Annotated in this window: 11 protein-coding genes; 5 read left to right on the plus strand and 6 right to left on the minus strand. The window is 53.6% G+C overall.

What is annotated here, in order from left to right; genetic code table 11:
- Positions 1 to 51 precede the first annotated feature (51 nt).
- On the plus strand, positions 52 to 921 hold the full coding sequence (gene rluF, locus ACJ8HN_RS18670; RefSeq protein ID WP_021504493.1) for a 23S rRNA pseudouridine(2604) synthase RluF: 870 nt from the start codon (positions 52 to 54) through the stop codon (positions 919 to 921).
- A gap of 116 nt (positions 922 to 1,037) precedes the next feature.
- Here rluF and ACJ8HN_RS18675 read toward each other — a convergent pair whose 3' ends face one another.
- From ACJ8HN_RS18675 to ACJ8HN_RS18690, 4 genes are all read right to left on the minus strand, one after another.
- Positions 1,038 to 1,490: a DUF943 family protein gene (locus ACJ8HN_RS18675; protein WP_072270156.1), complete on the minus strand. Its 453-nt coding sequence runs from the start codon at positions 1,488 to 1,490 to the stop codon at positions 1,038 to 1,040.
- Positions 1,483 to 2,286, minus strand: a complete 804-nt coding sequence (locus tag ACJ8HN_RS18680; RefSeq protein WP_033655342.1) for a DUF3289 family protein — start codon at positions 2,284 to 2,286, stop codon at positions 1,483 to 1,485. Before ACJ8HN_RS18680 ends, ACJ8HN_RS18675 begins: the two co-directional genes overlap by 8 nt.
- A gap of 181 nt (positions 2,287 to 2,467) precedes the next feature.
- A complete protein-coding gene (locus tag ACJ8HN_RS18685) occupies positions 2,468 to 5,485 on the minus strand; it encodes an autotransporter outer membrane beta-barrel domain-containing protein (protein WP_442523813.1) in 3,018 nt (1,005 codons plus the stop codon).
- Between the two features lie 195 nt (positions 5,486 to 5,680).
- A complete protein-coding gene (locus tag ACJ8HN_RS18690) occupies positions 5,681 to 5,995 on the minus strand; it encodes a hypothetical protein (protein ID WP_041036313.1) in 315 nt (104 codons plus the stop codon).
- A 175-nt stretch (positions 5,996 to 6,170) separates the two neighbouring features.
- Here ACJ8HN_RS18690 and ACJ8HN_RS18695 point away from each other — a divergent pair, with 175 nt between their 5' ends.
- The 4 genes from ACJ8HN_RS18695 (at position 6,171) to ACJ8HN_RS18710 (ending at position 11,321) form a co-directional block, all read left to right on the plus strand.
- Entirely contained in the window at positions 6,171 to 6,803 is a 633-nt protein-coding gene (locus tag ACJ8HN_RS18695; RefSeq protein ID WP_442523814.1) for a LuxR C-terminal-related transcriptional regulator, read from the plus strand.
- On the plus strand, positions 6,800 to 8,581 hold the full coding sequence (locus ACJ8HN_RS18700) for a hybrid sensor histidine kinase/response regulator (protein ID WP_033654272.1): 1,782 nt from the start codon (positions 6,800 to 6,802) through the stop codon (positions 8,579 to 8,581). Before ACJ8HN_RS18695 ends, ACJ8HN_RS18700 begins: the two co-directional genes overlap by 4 nt.
- Positions 8,582 to 9,289: 708 nt before the next feature.
- Positions 9,290 to 10,114, plus strand: coding sequence for a phytanoyl-CoA dioxygenase family protein (locus tag ACJ8HN_RS18705; protein ID WP_060423909.1), 825 nt, complete (start codon positions 9,290 to 9,292; stop codon positions 10,112 to 10,114).
- 91 nt (positions 10,115 to 10,205) lie between these two features.
- Positions 10,206 to 11,321: an acyltransferase family protein gene (locus ACJ8HN_RS18710; protein WP_072008421.1), complete on the plus strand. Its 1,116-nt coding sequence runs from the start codon at positions 10,206 to 10,208 to the stop codon at positions 11,319 to 11,321.
- 338 nt (positions 11,322 to 11,659) lie between these two features.
- Here ACJ8HN_RS18710 and guaA read toward each other — a convergent pair whose 3' ends face one another.
- The gene (guaA, locus tag ACJ8HN_RS18715) at positions 11,660 to 13,237 is read right to left on the minus strand and encodes a glutamine-hydrolyzing GMP synthase (RefSeq protein WP_033654273.1); all 1,578 of its coding nucleotides are present in this window, start codon (positions 13,235 to 13,237) and stop codon (positions 11,660 to 11,662) included.
- 102 nt (positions 13,238 to 13,339) lie between these two features.
- Positions 13,340 to 14,803, minus strand: coding sequence for an IMP dehydrogenase (gene guaB / locus ACJ8HN_RS18720; RefSeq protein ID WP_033635581.1), 1,464 nt, complete (start codon positions 14,801 to 14,803; stop codon positions 13,340 to 13,342).
- Positions 14,804 to 14,880: the final 77 nt, after the last annotated feature.

The following is a 14,880-nucleotide window of genomic DNA, read 5'->3' on the forward strand; positions in this document are numbered from 1 at the left end:
CTTCCGCAATCCCCTGCAGGTAATGTATAGTCCGCGTTTTACGGAGATCCCATGCTGACCAACTCATCCATTCGTTTGAACAAATACATTAGCGAGAGCGGTATCTGCTCACGCCGCGACGCCGATCGATACATCGAACAGGGCAACGTTTTCATCAACGGTAAACGCGCCACCGTTGGCGCTCAGGTATTTGCCGGCGATGTGGTGAAGGTTAACGGTCAGTTGATCGAACCGCGCAATGAAGAAGATCTGGTGCTGATCGCGCTGAACAAGCCGGTCGGCATCGTCACCACCACCGAAGACGGCGAGCGCGACAACATCGCCGACTTCGTCAACCACAGCAAACGCATTTTCCCGATCGGCCGCTTGGACAAGGATTCGCAGGGGCTGATCTTTCTGACCAACCACGGTGACCTGGTCAACAAGATCCTGCGCGCCGGCAACAATCACGAGAAAGAGTATCTGGTGACGGTCAACAAGCCGGTGACCGACGAGTTTATTCGCGGCATGGGCGCCGGCGTGCCGATGCTGGGCACGGTGACCAAAAAGTGCAAGGTGAAGAAAGAGGCACCTTTCGTGTTCCGCATCACGCTGGTGCAGGGGCTGAACCGCCAGATCCGCCGCATGTGCGAACACTTCGGCTACGAGGTCACCAAGCTGGAACGCACGCGCATCATGAACGTCAGCCTGAAAGGCTTGCCGCTGGGCGAATGGCGCGATCTGACCGATGACGAGCTGATCGAGCTGTTCAAACTGATTGAAGGCTCTTCATCCGAGGCCAAGCCGGCGAAGAAGGCCCCGGCCAAATCCGCCGCGGCGAAAAAACCGAGTGCCGGCGGCCCCAAAAGCGCCGACAAAGCCGCTGCGCCGGCCGGCCGCAAGCGCTTTACCCAGCCAGGGCGCAAGAAAAAAGGGCGTTAAACGCCCTTTTACCCTCGCTCAGCCCGCACTTGCGTGGGCTTGGCGAGGGCGAAAGCCTGAGCACCACTTAGACGAGTCTGATTGAAAGCGAGGAAAAACTCAGAGGGTAAGAGTCACTATTTTTTTAACAGCGTGGTCTTACCGTCAGGCTCTTGAGCGAAAGTCTTCCCATCCAGACTGATAAAAACTCTTTTATTAACATCACCATTAATAATCATCGCTATATCCTTATAGATACATTTATTCTTGGTATCACCCTCGCTAAGACAATGATAGTCATCAATACTTCCATCATTGCTGCCAGTCGGAGCGGCAACATAGCCGTCAAAATTCATTACGGCAACGGTAAAATGATTCTCGTCCTTGATAATATGATACTTATCCTGAAGTTTATCTTTATTATCATTCCACCAAGATATTTTACCTTCCGTGGTCAGCGGAAGGTATTGAACATAAACAGCAGCACCATCAACCCGCACAACATTAGCCGGCCTGACAAGCACCCAAACCAACCAAAGAGCCGCTACGGCGACCAAAGAAAAGAACGCAACCTTTTTTTTGTTAAGCATAGTTTTCACCTGTCACTATTATTTTCGCGCCAAAGTTGGTGAAAAAGGGTCTAAACGCGAACTCTTTATACCTTTGAAGTACAAACCAAATCCTGAAAAACCCAATAGAACTAAACTTTAATTTACTAATATCTTCTTTATCTAACCCAAAATGATCCTGAGCTTTATAGCTAATCACAGCAGTATATTTATTATCTTGAAAAAACAAAGAATCAATACTGATCTCTGTACTATTGACCTCATGTACACTGACTCCCATTCCATTTATGCAGTCTTCCCAGCGAACATACTTTGGCAAACGGCTTTGTGATAACTGAAGAGTAAATGCATCTTTATTCAACTGATATGAGTTAAAATCAAAGGTATCGAGAACACTTTTAATTCGAATTAGCGTACTATTTTCTGATTTATCGCTCAGTATCAGCCTTTTATAGGCCAAGTCCATTTGAACATCTTGAAAGTCAGTTCCGTTATTGTACTGCATATGATTGAAAAGTTTAACTATCAACCCTTGATAAACGCCAGTAAAAGAAAAGTATCTCGATGCAGCTCTCAGCTCATCAAAAAGCATTGCAACCGCCTTTTCTTTTCCAGCTGCCGGAATATTTCGCGTTGCCGGATGGTCATAGGGCGATTTATAAGTACTCCAATCGATAAACGTTGATACTTGCCCCAAACGATATCGTTGCTTAAGTGTACGTTCATCCATATCGCCATATTGCATATCATCAGCAAAACGGTCGTTAAAAGGCTTCTTGCTGGTGAAAATCGTTAACGGCCTTGTCAAGTCACGCATTGGAAAATCAGTCCCTTGCCCATGCTAAGAAGAACATTAATCATACAGGCAATCCCGCCCTGCTCATATCGGGAAATGTCTTAGCGCCCCCTTACGCAGGCTCACGGGAAACTTAATGTTCACCATAAAAAAGGCCCGCATCAAGCGGGCCAGTCAGTACCAGAGAAGTCTAGAGGAAGAATCAGAACGACCAGCGCAGGTTGGCGTTGACCGAATTCACGCGGGTATCGGCGCCGAATTGCCCCTGATAGCCGACATCCAGCGTCGCGGCGCGCGACAGTTTCACGCTCACGCCGATATCGCCCACCATCACGTTGTCATCCACGGCCTGGCCCTGAGTGACGAACGCGTCGCTGCCGGCAAACGCCATGCGCGATGAGGTGTTCTTATCGCCGTAGGCGTGTTGCCAGCCGAGCGAGCCATAAAGGCTGACGTTCTTCGGCAGTTCGGTCACGCCGCGCACCCCGAGCGTGGAGTAGAAGGTGTTCATCGTTTCATTGCGCACGCTCAGCGCCGCCGCGCCCCCCGTCTCCTGGAAGCTGTCGGTATGCAGGCGGATATAGCTCAGGTTGATGAACGGTTCGACGTTCATCTCCGGCTGGCCGAAACGGTAACCCGCTTCGGTGAACGCCAGCAGCGAGTTGGCGTCGTAGTCCGACTTCAGCCGATCCGAGAAGCCGCTGAAATCGACGTTGCGCTTGCCTTCAATCTTGTGCCAGGTGTAACCCAGCGCGCCGCGCAGCGAGAACGCATCCTGCTGCCCCGCCGCATACAGGCCGAGGTGGTAGTTGTCGGTATCGGCCTTGGAACGGCGGCTGTCGACGTCGTAGTCGCCGCGGCTGTAACCGAAGTAGCCGCCGATGCGCACGTTATGATCAGTCAGCTTGCGATCCGCCCCCAACAGGAAGCCGGTGGTGTTGCCATCCAGCTTGCCCACGTTGCCGTTGCCGCTGTTTTTGCCCCAGGAACTGAAGGTCTGCCCCCAGACGCCGCTGTTTTGCGCCTGCGCCGGTTGCACCAGCGACATCGCCAACGGCGGTATCGGCAGGCTGTCGTTGTCGAACAGGCGCAGCATGCGCTGGTTCAGCACGTTGAACAGCTGGGTGCTGCTGGCGATCAGGTTAGACTGCATCGACGGATAGACTTCGCCGGACAGCTGATTAAACGCCTCGCGCGCTTCCGGCGCACTCAGCAGCAGCAGCGAGTTGTATAGCGCCAACGAAGGGCCGCTCTGCGTCAGCGTCGAGAGCGCACCGGCGGTATTCCACTGGTTGCCGCTTTCGGCCACCGTTTGGAAAATGCCCGGCTTGCCGCTGCCTGGGTTCTCGCCCCCCGGATTTTCACCGCCTGGGTTTTCTCCGCCCGGGTTCTCGCCCCCTGGATTCTCACCGCCTGGGTTTTCTCCACCCGGGTTTTCGCCCCCTGGATTTTCACCGCCCGTGTCTTTCTGCGCGATGGTCAGATCCACGGCGTTGGCGCTGTGATTCAGCGCTACATCGAGGAAGGCAGACTTGGAGACCGCCGCCGCGAACTGGCCGTCAATGCCGCCGTCCGAGGTCAGAATGCGATAGCTTTGGCCGGTTTTATAGCTGGTTTGCGGATCCAGCGCCGTAACCTGCACCTTGGCCCGATCGCTGATGGTGGTTTTGCCCGCCACCAGCAGCTGGTCGCTGCGGCCGTCGCCGGCGATATCGACGTCGTAGAAGGATTCGCCGATAAAGTTCAGGTAGCGTTTCAGCGTCAGCGTGCCGATATTGCCGTCGCCGGGCGAGATATGGCCGCCGGACTGGATCTCGGTCTGGCCCAGCGTGCCGTTGCCGCCCAATGTGCCGCCGGCCTTGATCGACGCGGCGCTGCTGTAGCCCTGCCCGTTATTGACGTCGGAACCCGCCGTCGCGTTGAGGATCAGCGTGCCGCCGTTCTCTGCGCTGAGGGTTTGGATCTCGAAGATGTCGTCTTCTTTCTGGGTATTGATGTCGCTGGCGATGATGAGCTTGCCGCCGCGCGCGGTGATGTTGGCCTGCAGCTCAGAGAGATCGCCGTTCAGCGTCGTGTGCCCGGCGCTGTTGATCACCTCGCCTTCGCCGCTCATCTTGTTGCTGAAAACGTAATTGCCGTCGGTATGGTTAAAGTACACATAGCTGCGGAACAATCCGCCCCGCAGGGCGATCGCCGTCTGGGCATCGATGGTGCCTGCGGCGCCCGCCGCGCCGAGCGTCGGCTCGGTCAACCCGGTGCCGGTATCCATATTGCCGCGGCTGCCGATAATCAGCGCGCCGCGGTTCGAGCCGGAGCCGGTCTTGCCCAGCACCACTTCGTTGCCGCCGGCGGAGAATGTCCCGCCGTCCATGACCGCCAACACGCCGTTGCCGTAATCGCCGACGTTGACGCTGCTGCCGCTGGTAAACCGTGAGCCGTTGCCGGCGATCGTCAACTCGGCGGTTTTACGCGCGCCGGAGACGCCCGCCACTTCGATGCTGCCAACGCTGACCGCGCCGCCGTTCAGCACGTCCAGATCGCCGTAAAGCGTGAGCGCGCGGCCGACGTTCCATTGGGAATTGGCCCCGGTGACCGTGGCTTTCGGGCTCAGCGTATCGGTCTCGCCCGGCCCGCTGCCATTGCCTATGCGCGCGTCAAAGGCGGTGTTCAGCACCGCGCCGTCTTCAATCGCCAGCGTGGATCGTGCCCCTAAATCGGTGCCGACGCTGAGAAAATTGCTGGTGACGCGGGAGCCGGCGCCGGTGGCGATCAGATGGCTGTCGTAGCCACGCGTGGTGCCGACCACGATCTCTTTCGCGCTGGCCAGCGCGCCGTCTTCAACCCGCAGGGTGCCCCGCCCCAGATTCAGGCCGCCGCGCAGCACGAACTGATCGTTCACCGCGTTCAGCTCGGCGTTCGGCCCGCGGACCGTGACCAGGCTTTCATGAATTTGGCCGTTGAACATCCGGCCGATATTGATGTTATAGGCGCTGATCTTGCCATTATCGATCAGCAGGTTGCCGCTTTGATTACGGCCGACGTAAACGTCCCCGGTGTAGGCCAATGATTCGGTAATTTTTGCGTCGCCATCAAAAATGGCATCATCTGCGCGAGCGATATCGGCGGGCGCCAGCATCAACAGCGGCGCAGAAAATAGAGCGAGGTAAAGTTTGGAAAGCGGTGTTTTAACCGCTAAAGGATGCGATGTCTTGTCATTCACGGGCTATCTCCGTACTCGTTGGCGTGATGGCGCGAAATTTATTGTTATAGGGAAACTCAATGCACTAGAGGAGGTGTAAGGCGTTATTTCGCGCACGCCGGTTTAGTGATCGTCGAAGCAAAAGCTTATTGCCCCCCGGCGCTGACGCTCCGACGATGGAAAACCAGGAAGCGGCAATACCGCCCCCAAAGCGAATTATTTATGCGTGACCACCGGCGTACAGGTCGGCGCGCTCAGCGACGGCGACGAACCTAAAATTCCCGGCATCATCAGCGACGAGCAATCGAAAATGCGGCCTTTTTCCGTGGTGGCGCGATAAGAAAGTTTTTGCCCGCCCAGCGCATCCGGCGGTGCGCCATTGACATTGGTCACGGTAATTTCGTCCGATGAGCCCAGGCCCAGCATTTTGGCGGTTTCCGCCTGCAGTAATGGAATGGCCTGATCGGTTTTCAGGGTGGAACAACCGGCTATCATCATCGTAACGGTTAAAGCGATAAGTGGTTTTTTCATAAATTATCCTTTATAACCAATCAGTTAAAATTATCGATTGGCTTTATGTTTTCTCTTATCCAAATCCTCGAATAATATATTTCCCTTTCCTAAACGAAAAAACCCTCCTAAAGTAGGGAGGGTTGATAATAATTCATCAGACCTATCTGAACTGTGAAGGCGAAAGGAGAATCCTTTGGGGCAGGATTATGCGTTGGTCGTTGATGACCATCCATTGGTAGCAAGCGGTATCGCTAACTTTCTCAGCACGCATTGCCGATTCAAACAGGCACATGTGGTGACCAATGAAGAAAATTGCTACCGTCATATTAGGGAAAATGGCCCACCGCGTTTACTGGTGATCGATTTTTGGCTCTCTTCCGGTACGGCGTTGAAATTACTCAAAGAAGTAAAACAACGTTATTCTCAGGTGCGTATTTTGGTGGTCAGCGGCGACGAAAATAACGATATCTGGCAGAAAGTGCACAATGCCGGCGGGCATGGGTTCGTATTAAAAAATGAACCCCCGGAATTATTCGCCAGAGCGGTTTTTGCGTTGAATAATAATCATGAGTGGTTCCCGGAAGGAAATGAATCCGCCATTAAAAACAGTCATGAACATTTAAATAAATTCAATTTAACGCCGAGACAAATCGACGTATTGACTATGATGCTGCGCGGCCTGCCGAATAAAAGGATCGCGACGCAGCTGTCTATTTCCGAACCCACCGTGAAAGAGCATATCAGTAATATCTTGAAAAAGATCGGCGTCAACAGCCGGGTAGAAGCCATCACGCTGTTGCACGGCAAACGGGATCCGTCGCAATGAAGTTTTTCCAGAATTTACAAAATGATGGCATCTCCTCACGCGCGCAGATCCGCCTGCTGGACAACACCTTCATGCGGTTGGTGTTCAGCTTCACTGCCGTGCCTTTCGTCGGCATCCCGTTCGCCATCTGGATTTATTTGCTGGGGGATGAACTCGGCCCAACCATTGCCTGGATCATGGTTTACCTGCTATGCGCCGTGGCGATCAGAATATGGCATCGGCGCTACCAACGCGAGGCCAAAGAAAATGATGAAGACGCCGTGCTGCGCCGCTGGCTGCCGCGCATTAATAAGGTGGCGTTTATTCACGGGTTGGGGATCTCATCACTCTATTTAATTACCCCGCAGACCCATAACTTTGACTTTTTTCTGCTGCTCAATATCAGCATCGCCGCGATCGTCGCCGCCAACGCAACGCATCTGACGCCGGTTATCAGCACCTTTACCCGCTTTTTCTTCGCTTCCTGGGGGCTGCTGAACCTCGGCATCATCTGGCGGCTGGAAGACGTGATGTTCATCGTGCTGATGCTGAACTTGCTGTACGGCTTCGCCATTTACCGCCACGCGTTAACCTCGCATGCGTTCTTTATCCAGCAGGCGTTGCTCGAAGAACAAAGCTCGCGCCTGGCGGAACAGTTCCGGCAAGCTAAAGAGGAGGCGGAACAGGCGCTGCTGGACAAGAACCAGTTCCTGACCACCGCCAGCCACGATCTGCGCCAGCCGGTGCACGCCATGGGCTTTCTGATCGAAGCCATCATCCACAAGAACCGCGACGACAGCCTGACGCCACAGCTGCTGGATCTGCAGCAGAGCGTGCGTTCGGTGCATTTGATGTTCAATTCATTGCTCGATCTCAGCAAGATCGAGTCCGGCAACGTGCGCACCGCCGCCACCCATGTGGATATCGGCGCCCTGCTCGACTCGGTGATCACCCTGTTCCGCGAAGAGGCCAACAGCCGCGCCCTGGCGCTGCGCACCTGGCGGCCTAAACGGCGCATCAGCGTGATGGGCGATCCGCTACTGGTGCGGCAATCGTTGATCAACCTGATCCAAAACGCCCTGCGCTACACGCAACGGGGCGGCGTGCTGATCGCCATCCGCCCGCGCGGCGCCGAGTGCCTGGTGGAAGTATGGGACACCGGCGTGGGCATCGCCGACGAAGAGAAAAGCAAAATCTTCTCCCCTTACTACCGCCCCGAACTGGCGTGGAAAATCGACAGCGCCGGCCACGGGCTGGGGCTGGCGGTAGTGGCGCGCTGCGCCAAGCTAATGAAGGTGAAGTACGGCATGCACTCCGTCGAAGGCAAAGGTTCGCGCTTCTGGATGCGCTTCACGCAATACATCGGCGAAGACAAAGCGCCGGAAACCGCGGCCGCCTACGACAACACCGCCACGCCCATCCGCTATGCGCCGCTGCGCGGCGCCTGCCTGGTGGTGGACGACGATCCCTTGGTGACCTCCGCCTGGGAGAGCCTGATGAGCACCTGGGGCATCACCGTGCGCTGCGCGGCCTCCGCCGAGGAAGCCTTCGCCATCGTCGACGACGGTTTTACGCCGTTCGCCGTGCTGTGCGACCAGCGCCTGCGTTCCGGCGAGAGCGGTTTCGACATCCTGAAAGCGCTGTTCGAACGCCTGCCGGACGTGAGCGGCGCCATGGTCAGCGGCGAGTTCAACTCACAGATATTGCAAGAGGCCGAGCAGGAAGGCTATCTGGTGCTGCGCAAACCGCTGGAGCCGGCCAGGCTGCATGCGCTGCTGACGCAGTGGGGGGCGGGCTAAGGGTGGTTTGGTGCTGACAACATGGTGATGCCAAGGATCATGCGGAGAGCTCTCTACGAGAAACTGTGCATCCATCTGCTTGTTCAGGCGCTATGATTCAAACACCTTATATCCCGTCGATATGACAAGATTGTATGTATGGTGGAAACGGTCCCTCTCATAATTTTTCCCTGGAGCGCGCGCACTCATCAGATTTATCTTTCATTGAAAATGGCAGCAATCTCAACAAAACAACGGCCTTCTCTCACCACCATCTTGTTCGTAGGATTCTGAAACATGGAAAAGATATATCTAAGGTTTCCGCGTTATTACCGTAGCAATTGCTCTGTTTTCATCCTCGCTCCTCCTGGCGTTTCCTATGAGCTGTCGGCTTTCATATGAACCATAAACATGTTCTTCATCGTCAATAACTTGGCTGGAGCCTCAACATAAAAAACGTTAAAAAACATAAAACTACCCACACTAATAAACTATTAAGCGATGAGAATGTTTAGAATCTTTTCGATTAAAACCAGAAAAAACAATCGTTAATTTGTTATTTTCGAAATAAAAAAAATGATTTTCTAATTAAAAATAGATTTTTACTCCAAAAAAATAAGCTCATGATTAATTTTTGCACTTAAAAACTCACGGGCTTTACAAATTGTCTTTTTATGTAAAAATAGTATGATAAAATCTAAGCAACTGAAAATACTTGCAAGGTTAATTATGTACACAGCTAAGGAATCAATTGAGCGTGATGGTTTTGTCGTCATTCGTAACCTTTTCACCCCAGAAGAAATGGCTCGGATGAACTCTTCCATACACACCTTTTTTCAAAAAAAGGGCGTAACTTACCGTTACGGACTGACTCAACCAAACATTGCTGTTGAAGAGCCTGATTTCTCATGGGTAATTAGTCATCCAAAGGTATTAGAAGCCTACCGTTCTGTATTTGGCCAGGACGAATTTGTTTTTACATCCCATGCAGATATTCATCACAACATGGGATTCGGTTGGCATAAAGACGACGCCAAAGGTGCATATTTTTCCGAGCCATATTTCACGTCCGATTGCCGAGTGTACAAAATGGGGATCTACATGAATGATCACTCCTCTGATGGAAACGGTATGTCGGTAAGGATAGGTTCTCATCTTAAAAACAACCTAACGGAAGGAGAGGCCATCTCATTAGCCACTAAGCCCGGAGATGTTGTAATTTTTGATGTAAGAATTACGCACGCAGGTAAAGAATATGATGTTATTGAGAAAGGATTGCTGAAGATAGGAAGGATGCTTGGTGATATGAATGGCAAGTCAGAAATTGGCCGTAAAGTACGTGACTTTTATTGCAGTTTGAAATCTGGAAAGCCAAAGCGTAGCTTCTTCTTTACATTCGGTGCACCAAACACTTTCACTTACGACTTCTCCCGCACAAATATGCGTAGGCAGCTAGAACAGTCTGGAGGCAACGAATATATTTTATCAGAAAAGTTGTCTAATGAACTGCATAGCAATGGCGTTAGAACTCTGAAATTTGAAGATGGTTTGTAACTTATCTGACCGAGGCAACTCGGTTAGACGTTATCATAACGATATTTTTCTCATTTAAGCGCTTTGAGCATGCCCAGAAAAGAGAATTTCAATGAAAAATAACCGCGTTGAGTCACTTGATTATCTCCGTGGATTAATGGCCTTATCCGTTGTAATCTATCATTATATTTCATGGTCAATGTCTACCGGTTCGTCAGTTGACGTTATCGGCAGTCAGTTCATACTAGGGAAACTGGGTATCTATGCAGTTTCTATTTTTTATATTCTTAGTGGTGTTAGTCTAGCGTATATCTACGAAGGAAAAATAACATCCACACGTCAAGTTTCAGCATTCGCCATAAAGCGTGTATTTAGGATATTCCCTTTATTTTGGATAGCCGTAACCGGGATGATTATTTTTAGCTGGCTTTTGGCGACGGTGAATGGCCTAGCATATGACTTCCCATATTACAAAGCATTTTTAAATTATACACTATTATTTGGATTTATTGAACCAACAGCTTACTTATCCACCGGAGCCTGGTCAATCGGCAATGAACTTGTATTTTATTTCATATTCTGCCTTACTTATTTTTTATCTTCATCGTACAGATATACCTTCCCGATTGTAATGGTGTTAAGTATCATTTCTGGATTTTACTTCGCTTTTAGCGTTCTTGACTCCTCATCACCGCTTGCCGAACAGTGGGCTAACTACATAAACCCTTTTAACCAATTATTCCTCTTTATGTGTGGCGCTGCAATTGGTAAATATGCACCGAAGTTAACAATGCGCAACAGCTCTCTGTTATCAATTTGCTTATTATCAACTTTGGCATTCATTTTTTATCCTGTTTCCGGAGATAAAATAAACCTGGTTTCAGGAAACAATAGAATTGTCATCTCCACTTTATGCGTGGCATTTGTTTTTTCGCTTTACAAATTAAACCCCAGCTACAATAACGTATTGACTAATGCCCTGAGAAAACTGGGTGAAATATCATACTCAATTTACTTAATGCACCCTATAGTAGCAATACCCGTGACGTTTATAGCAAAGAAGATGGGAGTTCCGATCGGCTTTGGATACGCTACATCGTTCATTATTGTCATTATTGTTGGGTTTGCTACCTATCACCTTGTGGAAAAACCCATGATGCGTGTGGGAGCAAACATAGCCTCTTGGTTAAAAAAGGATGCCGCCATCACGCAAAATCTAGTCAAATAATCTTACCAGGATATATTGAATAGTCCGTCTCGTGAACAACTGACTCTCCCAGTTGTTCACCCTGATTGCCGATTCATTGCTATCTAGCGTTCTTACGCCTGTAGCGTAAATATGCCAATACATGACAAATCAATAGTTGATCAGTAATACAAAGCAGCAGCAACTTTGTATGGCGCAGTTTGGAACAACGAGCTCAGTATACGGCAGCACGGGTAGCGTACCTGAGCAAGCACAGATGCTCACAGCACAACCAAGCTCCTAAAAGAGAAAACCCCCGCGTGGCAAAGCCGCAACGGGGGTTTTTAAATAATCACTGATAGTCAGTAATTAGCCGTTCATCATTCCCACTCAATCGTCGCCGGCGGCTTGCCGCTGATGTCGTACACCACGCGGGAGATGCCGTCCACTTCGTTGATGATGCGGTTGGAAACGCGGCCGAGGAAGTCATACGGCAGGTGCGCCCAGTGCGCGGTCATGAAGTCGATGGTTTCTACCGCACGCAGGGAGACCACCCAGTCGTATTTGCGGCCGTCGCCCATCACGCCGACCGAACGCACCGGCAGGAACACGGTGAACGCCTGGCTGACTTTGTTGTACAGATCGGCTTTGTGCAGCTCTTCGATGAAGATGGCGTCGGCGCGGCGCAGCAGATCGCAGTACTCTTTCTTCACTTCGCCCAGCACGCGCACGCCCAGACCCGGGCCCGGGAACGGGTGACGGAACAGCATGTCGTACGGCAGGCCCAGCTCCAGGCCGATCTTGCGCACTTCGTCTTTGAACAGCTCTTTCAGCGGCTCGACCAGGCCCAGTTTCATCTCTTTCGGCAGGCCGCCCACGTTGTGGTGCGATTTGATCACGTGCGCTTTGCCGGTGGCGGAAGCGGCGGATTCGATCACGTCCGGGTAGATGGTGCCCTGCGCCAGCCATTTCACCTGCTCTTGCTTGCAGGCTTCTTCGTCGAACACTTCAACGAACACGCGGCCGATGATTTTACGCTTGGCTTCCGGCTCGTCCACACCCGCCAGTGCGGTCAGGAAGCGGTTTTCCGCTTCGACGTGCACGATGTTCAGGCCGAAATGGTCACCGAACATTTCCATCACCTGCTTGGCTTCGTTCAGGCGCAGCAGGCCGTTATCGACGAATACGCAGGTCAGGCGTTTGCCGATGGCGCGGTGCAGCAGCATCGCGGTCACGGAGGAGTCGACGCCGCCGGACAGGCCGAGGATCACGTGGTCTTCACCCACCTGCTCGCGGATGCGCTCGACCGCATCTTCGATGATGGTGGCCGGGGTCCACAGGGCTTCACACTGGCAGATGTCCAGTACGAAGCGCTCCAGCATGCGCTGGCCCTGACGGGTGTGGGTCACTTCCGGGTGGAACTGCACGCCGTAGAAGCGTTTTTCTTCGTTGGCCATAATGGCGAACGGGCAGGTGTCGGTGCTGGCGACGGTCACGAAGTCGGACGGGATCGCGGTCACTTTGTCGCCGTGGCTCATCCACACGTCCAGCAGCGGTTTGCCGGCCGGGCTGATGGCGTCTTCGATGTCGCGCAGCAGCGCGCTCTCGTTGACGATTTCCACCTGCGCATAGCCGAACTCGCGTTCGGTGGAACCCTGCACATGGCCACCCAGTTGCATCGCCATGGTCTGCATGCCGTAGCACACGCCCAGCACCGGCACACCGGCGTTGAACACATAGTCCGGGGCGCGCGGGCTGCCGGCTTCGGTGGTGCTTTCCGGGCCGCCGGACAGGATGATGCCGCTTGGGTTGAATTCGCGGATCTGCTCTTCGCTAACGTCCCAGGCCCACAGTTCGCAGTAAACGCCGATTTCGCGCACGCGGCGGGCGACCAGTTGGGTGTATTGCGAACCGAAGTCCAGTATCAGGATGCGATGCTTATGGATATTTTGTGTCATGTGAGGCGAATTCCAGCAACAAGAGAAAAAGAGCGAAAATGTGTGTTTCGGGATGGGGCTTAACGCCCCATCCCGGCCTCTCACTCAGGAGAGGTTAAGGCATTAGCCCATGCGGTAGTTCGGCGACTCTTTGGTGATGGTCACGTCGTGCACGTGGCTTTCCTGAATGCCGGCGCCGCTGATGCGCACGAACTCCGCCTTGGTGCGCAGATCGTCGATGGTGGCGCAGCCGGTCAGGCCCATGCAGGAGCGCAGGCCGCCCATCTGCTGGTGCACGATGGCTTTCAGCATGCCTTTATAGGCGACGCGGCCTTCGATACCTTCCGGCACCAGTTTGTCGGCGGCGTTATCGGTCTGGAAGTAACGGTCGGAAGAGCCTTTGGACATCGCGCCCAGCGAGCCCATGCCGCGGTAAGATTTGAACGAACGGCCCTGATACAGCTCGATTTCGCCCGGGGATTCTTCGGTGCCCGCCAGCATGGAACCGACCATCACGCAGGATGCGCCCGCGGCGATCGCTTTGGCGATGTCGCCGGAGAAGCGGATGCCGCCGTCGGCGATAACCGGGATGCCGGTGCCTTCCAGCGCTTCCACCGCGTCGGCGATGGCGGTGATCTGCGGTACGCCCACGCCGGTCACGATGCGGGTGGTACAGATGGAGCCAGGGCCGATACCCACTTTCACCGCGCTCACGCCGGCTTCAGCCAGCGCTTTGGCGCCCGCTGCGGTCGCAACGTTGCCGCCGACGATCTGCAGATCCGGGTATTTGGCGCGGGTTTCGCGGATGCGCTGCAACACGCCTTCGGAGTGGCCGTGCGAGGAGTCGATCAGCAGAACGTCAACGCCTGCCGCCACCAGCGCGTCAACGCGCTCTTCGTTGCCGGCGCCGGCGCCGACCGCCGCGCCCACGCGCAGACGGCCGTGCTCGTCTTTACAGGCGTTCGGTTTGCGTTCCGCTTTCTGGAAGTCTTTAACGGTGATCATGCCCAGCAGGTGGAAGCTGTCGTCCACCACCAGCGCTTTTTCTACGCGCTTTTCGTGCATCTTCTGCAGCACCACGTCGCGCGCTTCACCTTCTTTCACGGTGACCAGGCGATCTTTTGGCGTCATGACCGCGGTGACCGGCTGGGTCAGATCGGTCACGAAGCGCACGTCGCGGCCGGTGATGATGCCGACCAGCTCATTGTCTTCGGTGACGACCGGGTAACCGGCAAAGCCGTTGCGCGCGGTCAGCTCTTTCACTTCCTGCAGCGTGGTGGATGGGGTAACGGTCTGCGGGTCGGTAACTACGCCGCTTTCATGTTTCTTCACGCGGCTGACTTCTTCAGCCTGGCGCTCGATGGACATGTTTTTGTGGATGAAGCCCAGGCCGCCTTCCTGCGCCAGCGCGATGGCCAGGCCGGATTCGGTAACGGTATCCATGGCTGCGGACAGCATAGGGATGTTCAGGCGGATGGTTTTGGTCAGTTGGGTGCCGAGCTCTGCGGTGTTAGGCAGAACCGTGGAGTGGGCTGGAACCAGGAGGACGTCGTCAAACGTCAGAGCTTCTTTAGCGATACGTAGCATGGGCAATATCTCACCAGGGTGGGCTGTGAAAAAGATAAAATATTGCCGCGGCATTATACAGAGCGGAATCGGTTGCC

The sequence above is a fragment of the Serratia sp. CY29653 genome, assembly GCF_052169255.1.
Classification (GTDB): domain Bacteria; phylum Pseudomonadota; class Gammaproteobacteria; order Enterobacterales; family Enterobacteriaceae; genus Serratia; species Serratia sarumanii.

Bases quoted from the DNA above. Each gene is read 5' to 3' on its own strand.
- ACJ8HN_RS18710 (WP_072008421.1), top strand. From the start codon at position 10,206: ATGAAAAATAACCGCGTTGAGTCACTTGATTATCTCCGTGGATTAATG.
- ACJ8HN_RS18680 (WP_033655342.1), bottom strand. From the start codon at position 2,286: ATGCGTGACTTGACAAGGCCGTTAACGATTTTCACCAGCAAGAAGCCT.
- ACJ8HN_RS18700 (WP_033654272.1), top strand. From the start codon at position 6,800: ATGAAGTTTTTCCAGAATTTACAAAATGATGGCATCTCCTCACGCGCG.
- ACJ8HN_RS18705 (WP_060423909.1), top strand. From the start codon at position 9,290: ATGTACACAGCTAAGGAATCAATTGAGCGTGATGGTTTTGTCGTCATT.
- ACJ8HN_RS18690 (WP_041036313.1), bottom strand. From the start codon at position 5,995: ATGAAAAAACCACTTATCGCTTTAACCGTTACGATGATGATAGCCGGT.
- rluF (WP_021504493.1), top strand. From the start codon at position 52: ATGCTGACCAACTCATCCATTCGTTTGAACAAATACATTAGCGAGAGC.
- guaB (WP_033635581.1), bottom strand. From the start codon at position 14,803: ATGCTACGTATCGCTAAAGAAGCTCTGACGTTTGACGACGTCCTCCTG.
- ACJ8HN_RS18675 (WP_072270156.1), bottom strand. From the start codon at position 1,490: ATGCTTAACAAAAAAAAGGTTGCGTTCTTTTCTTTGGTCGCCGTAGCG.
- guaA (WP_033654273.1), bottom strand. From the start codon at position 13,237: ATGACACAAAATATCCATAAGCATCGCATCCTGATACTGGACTTCGGT.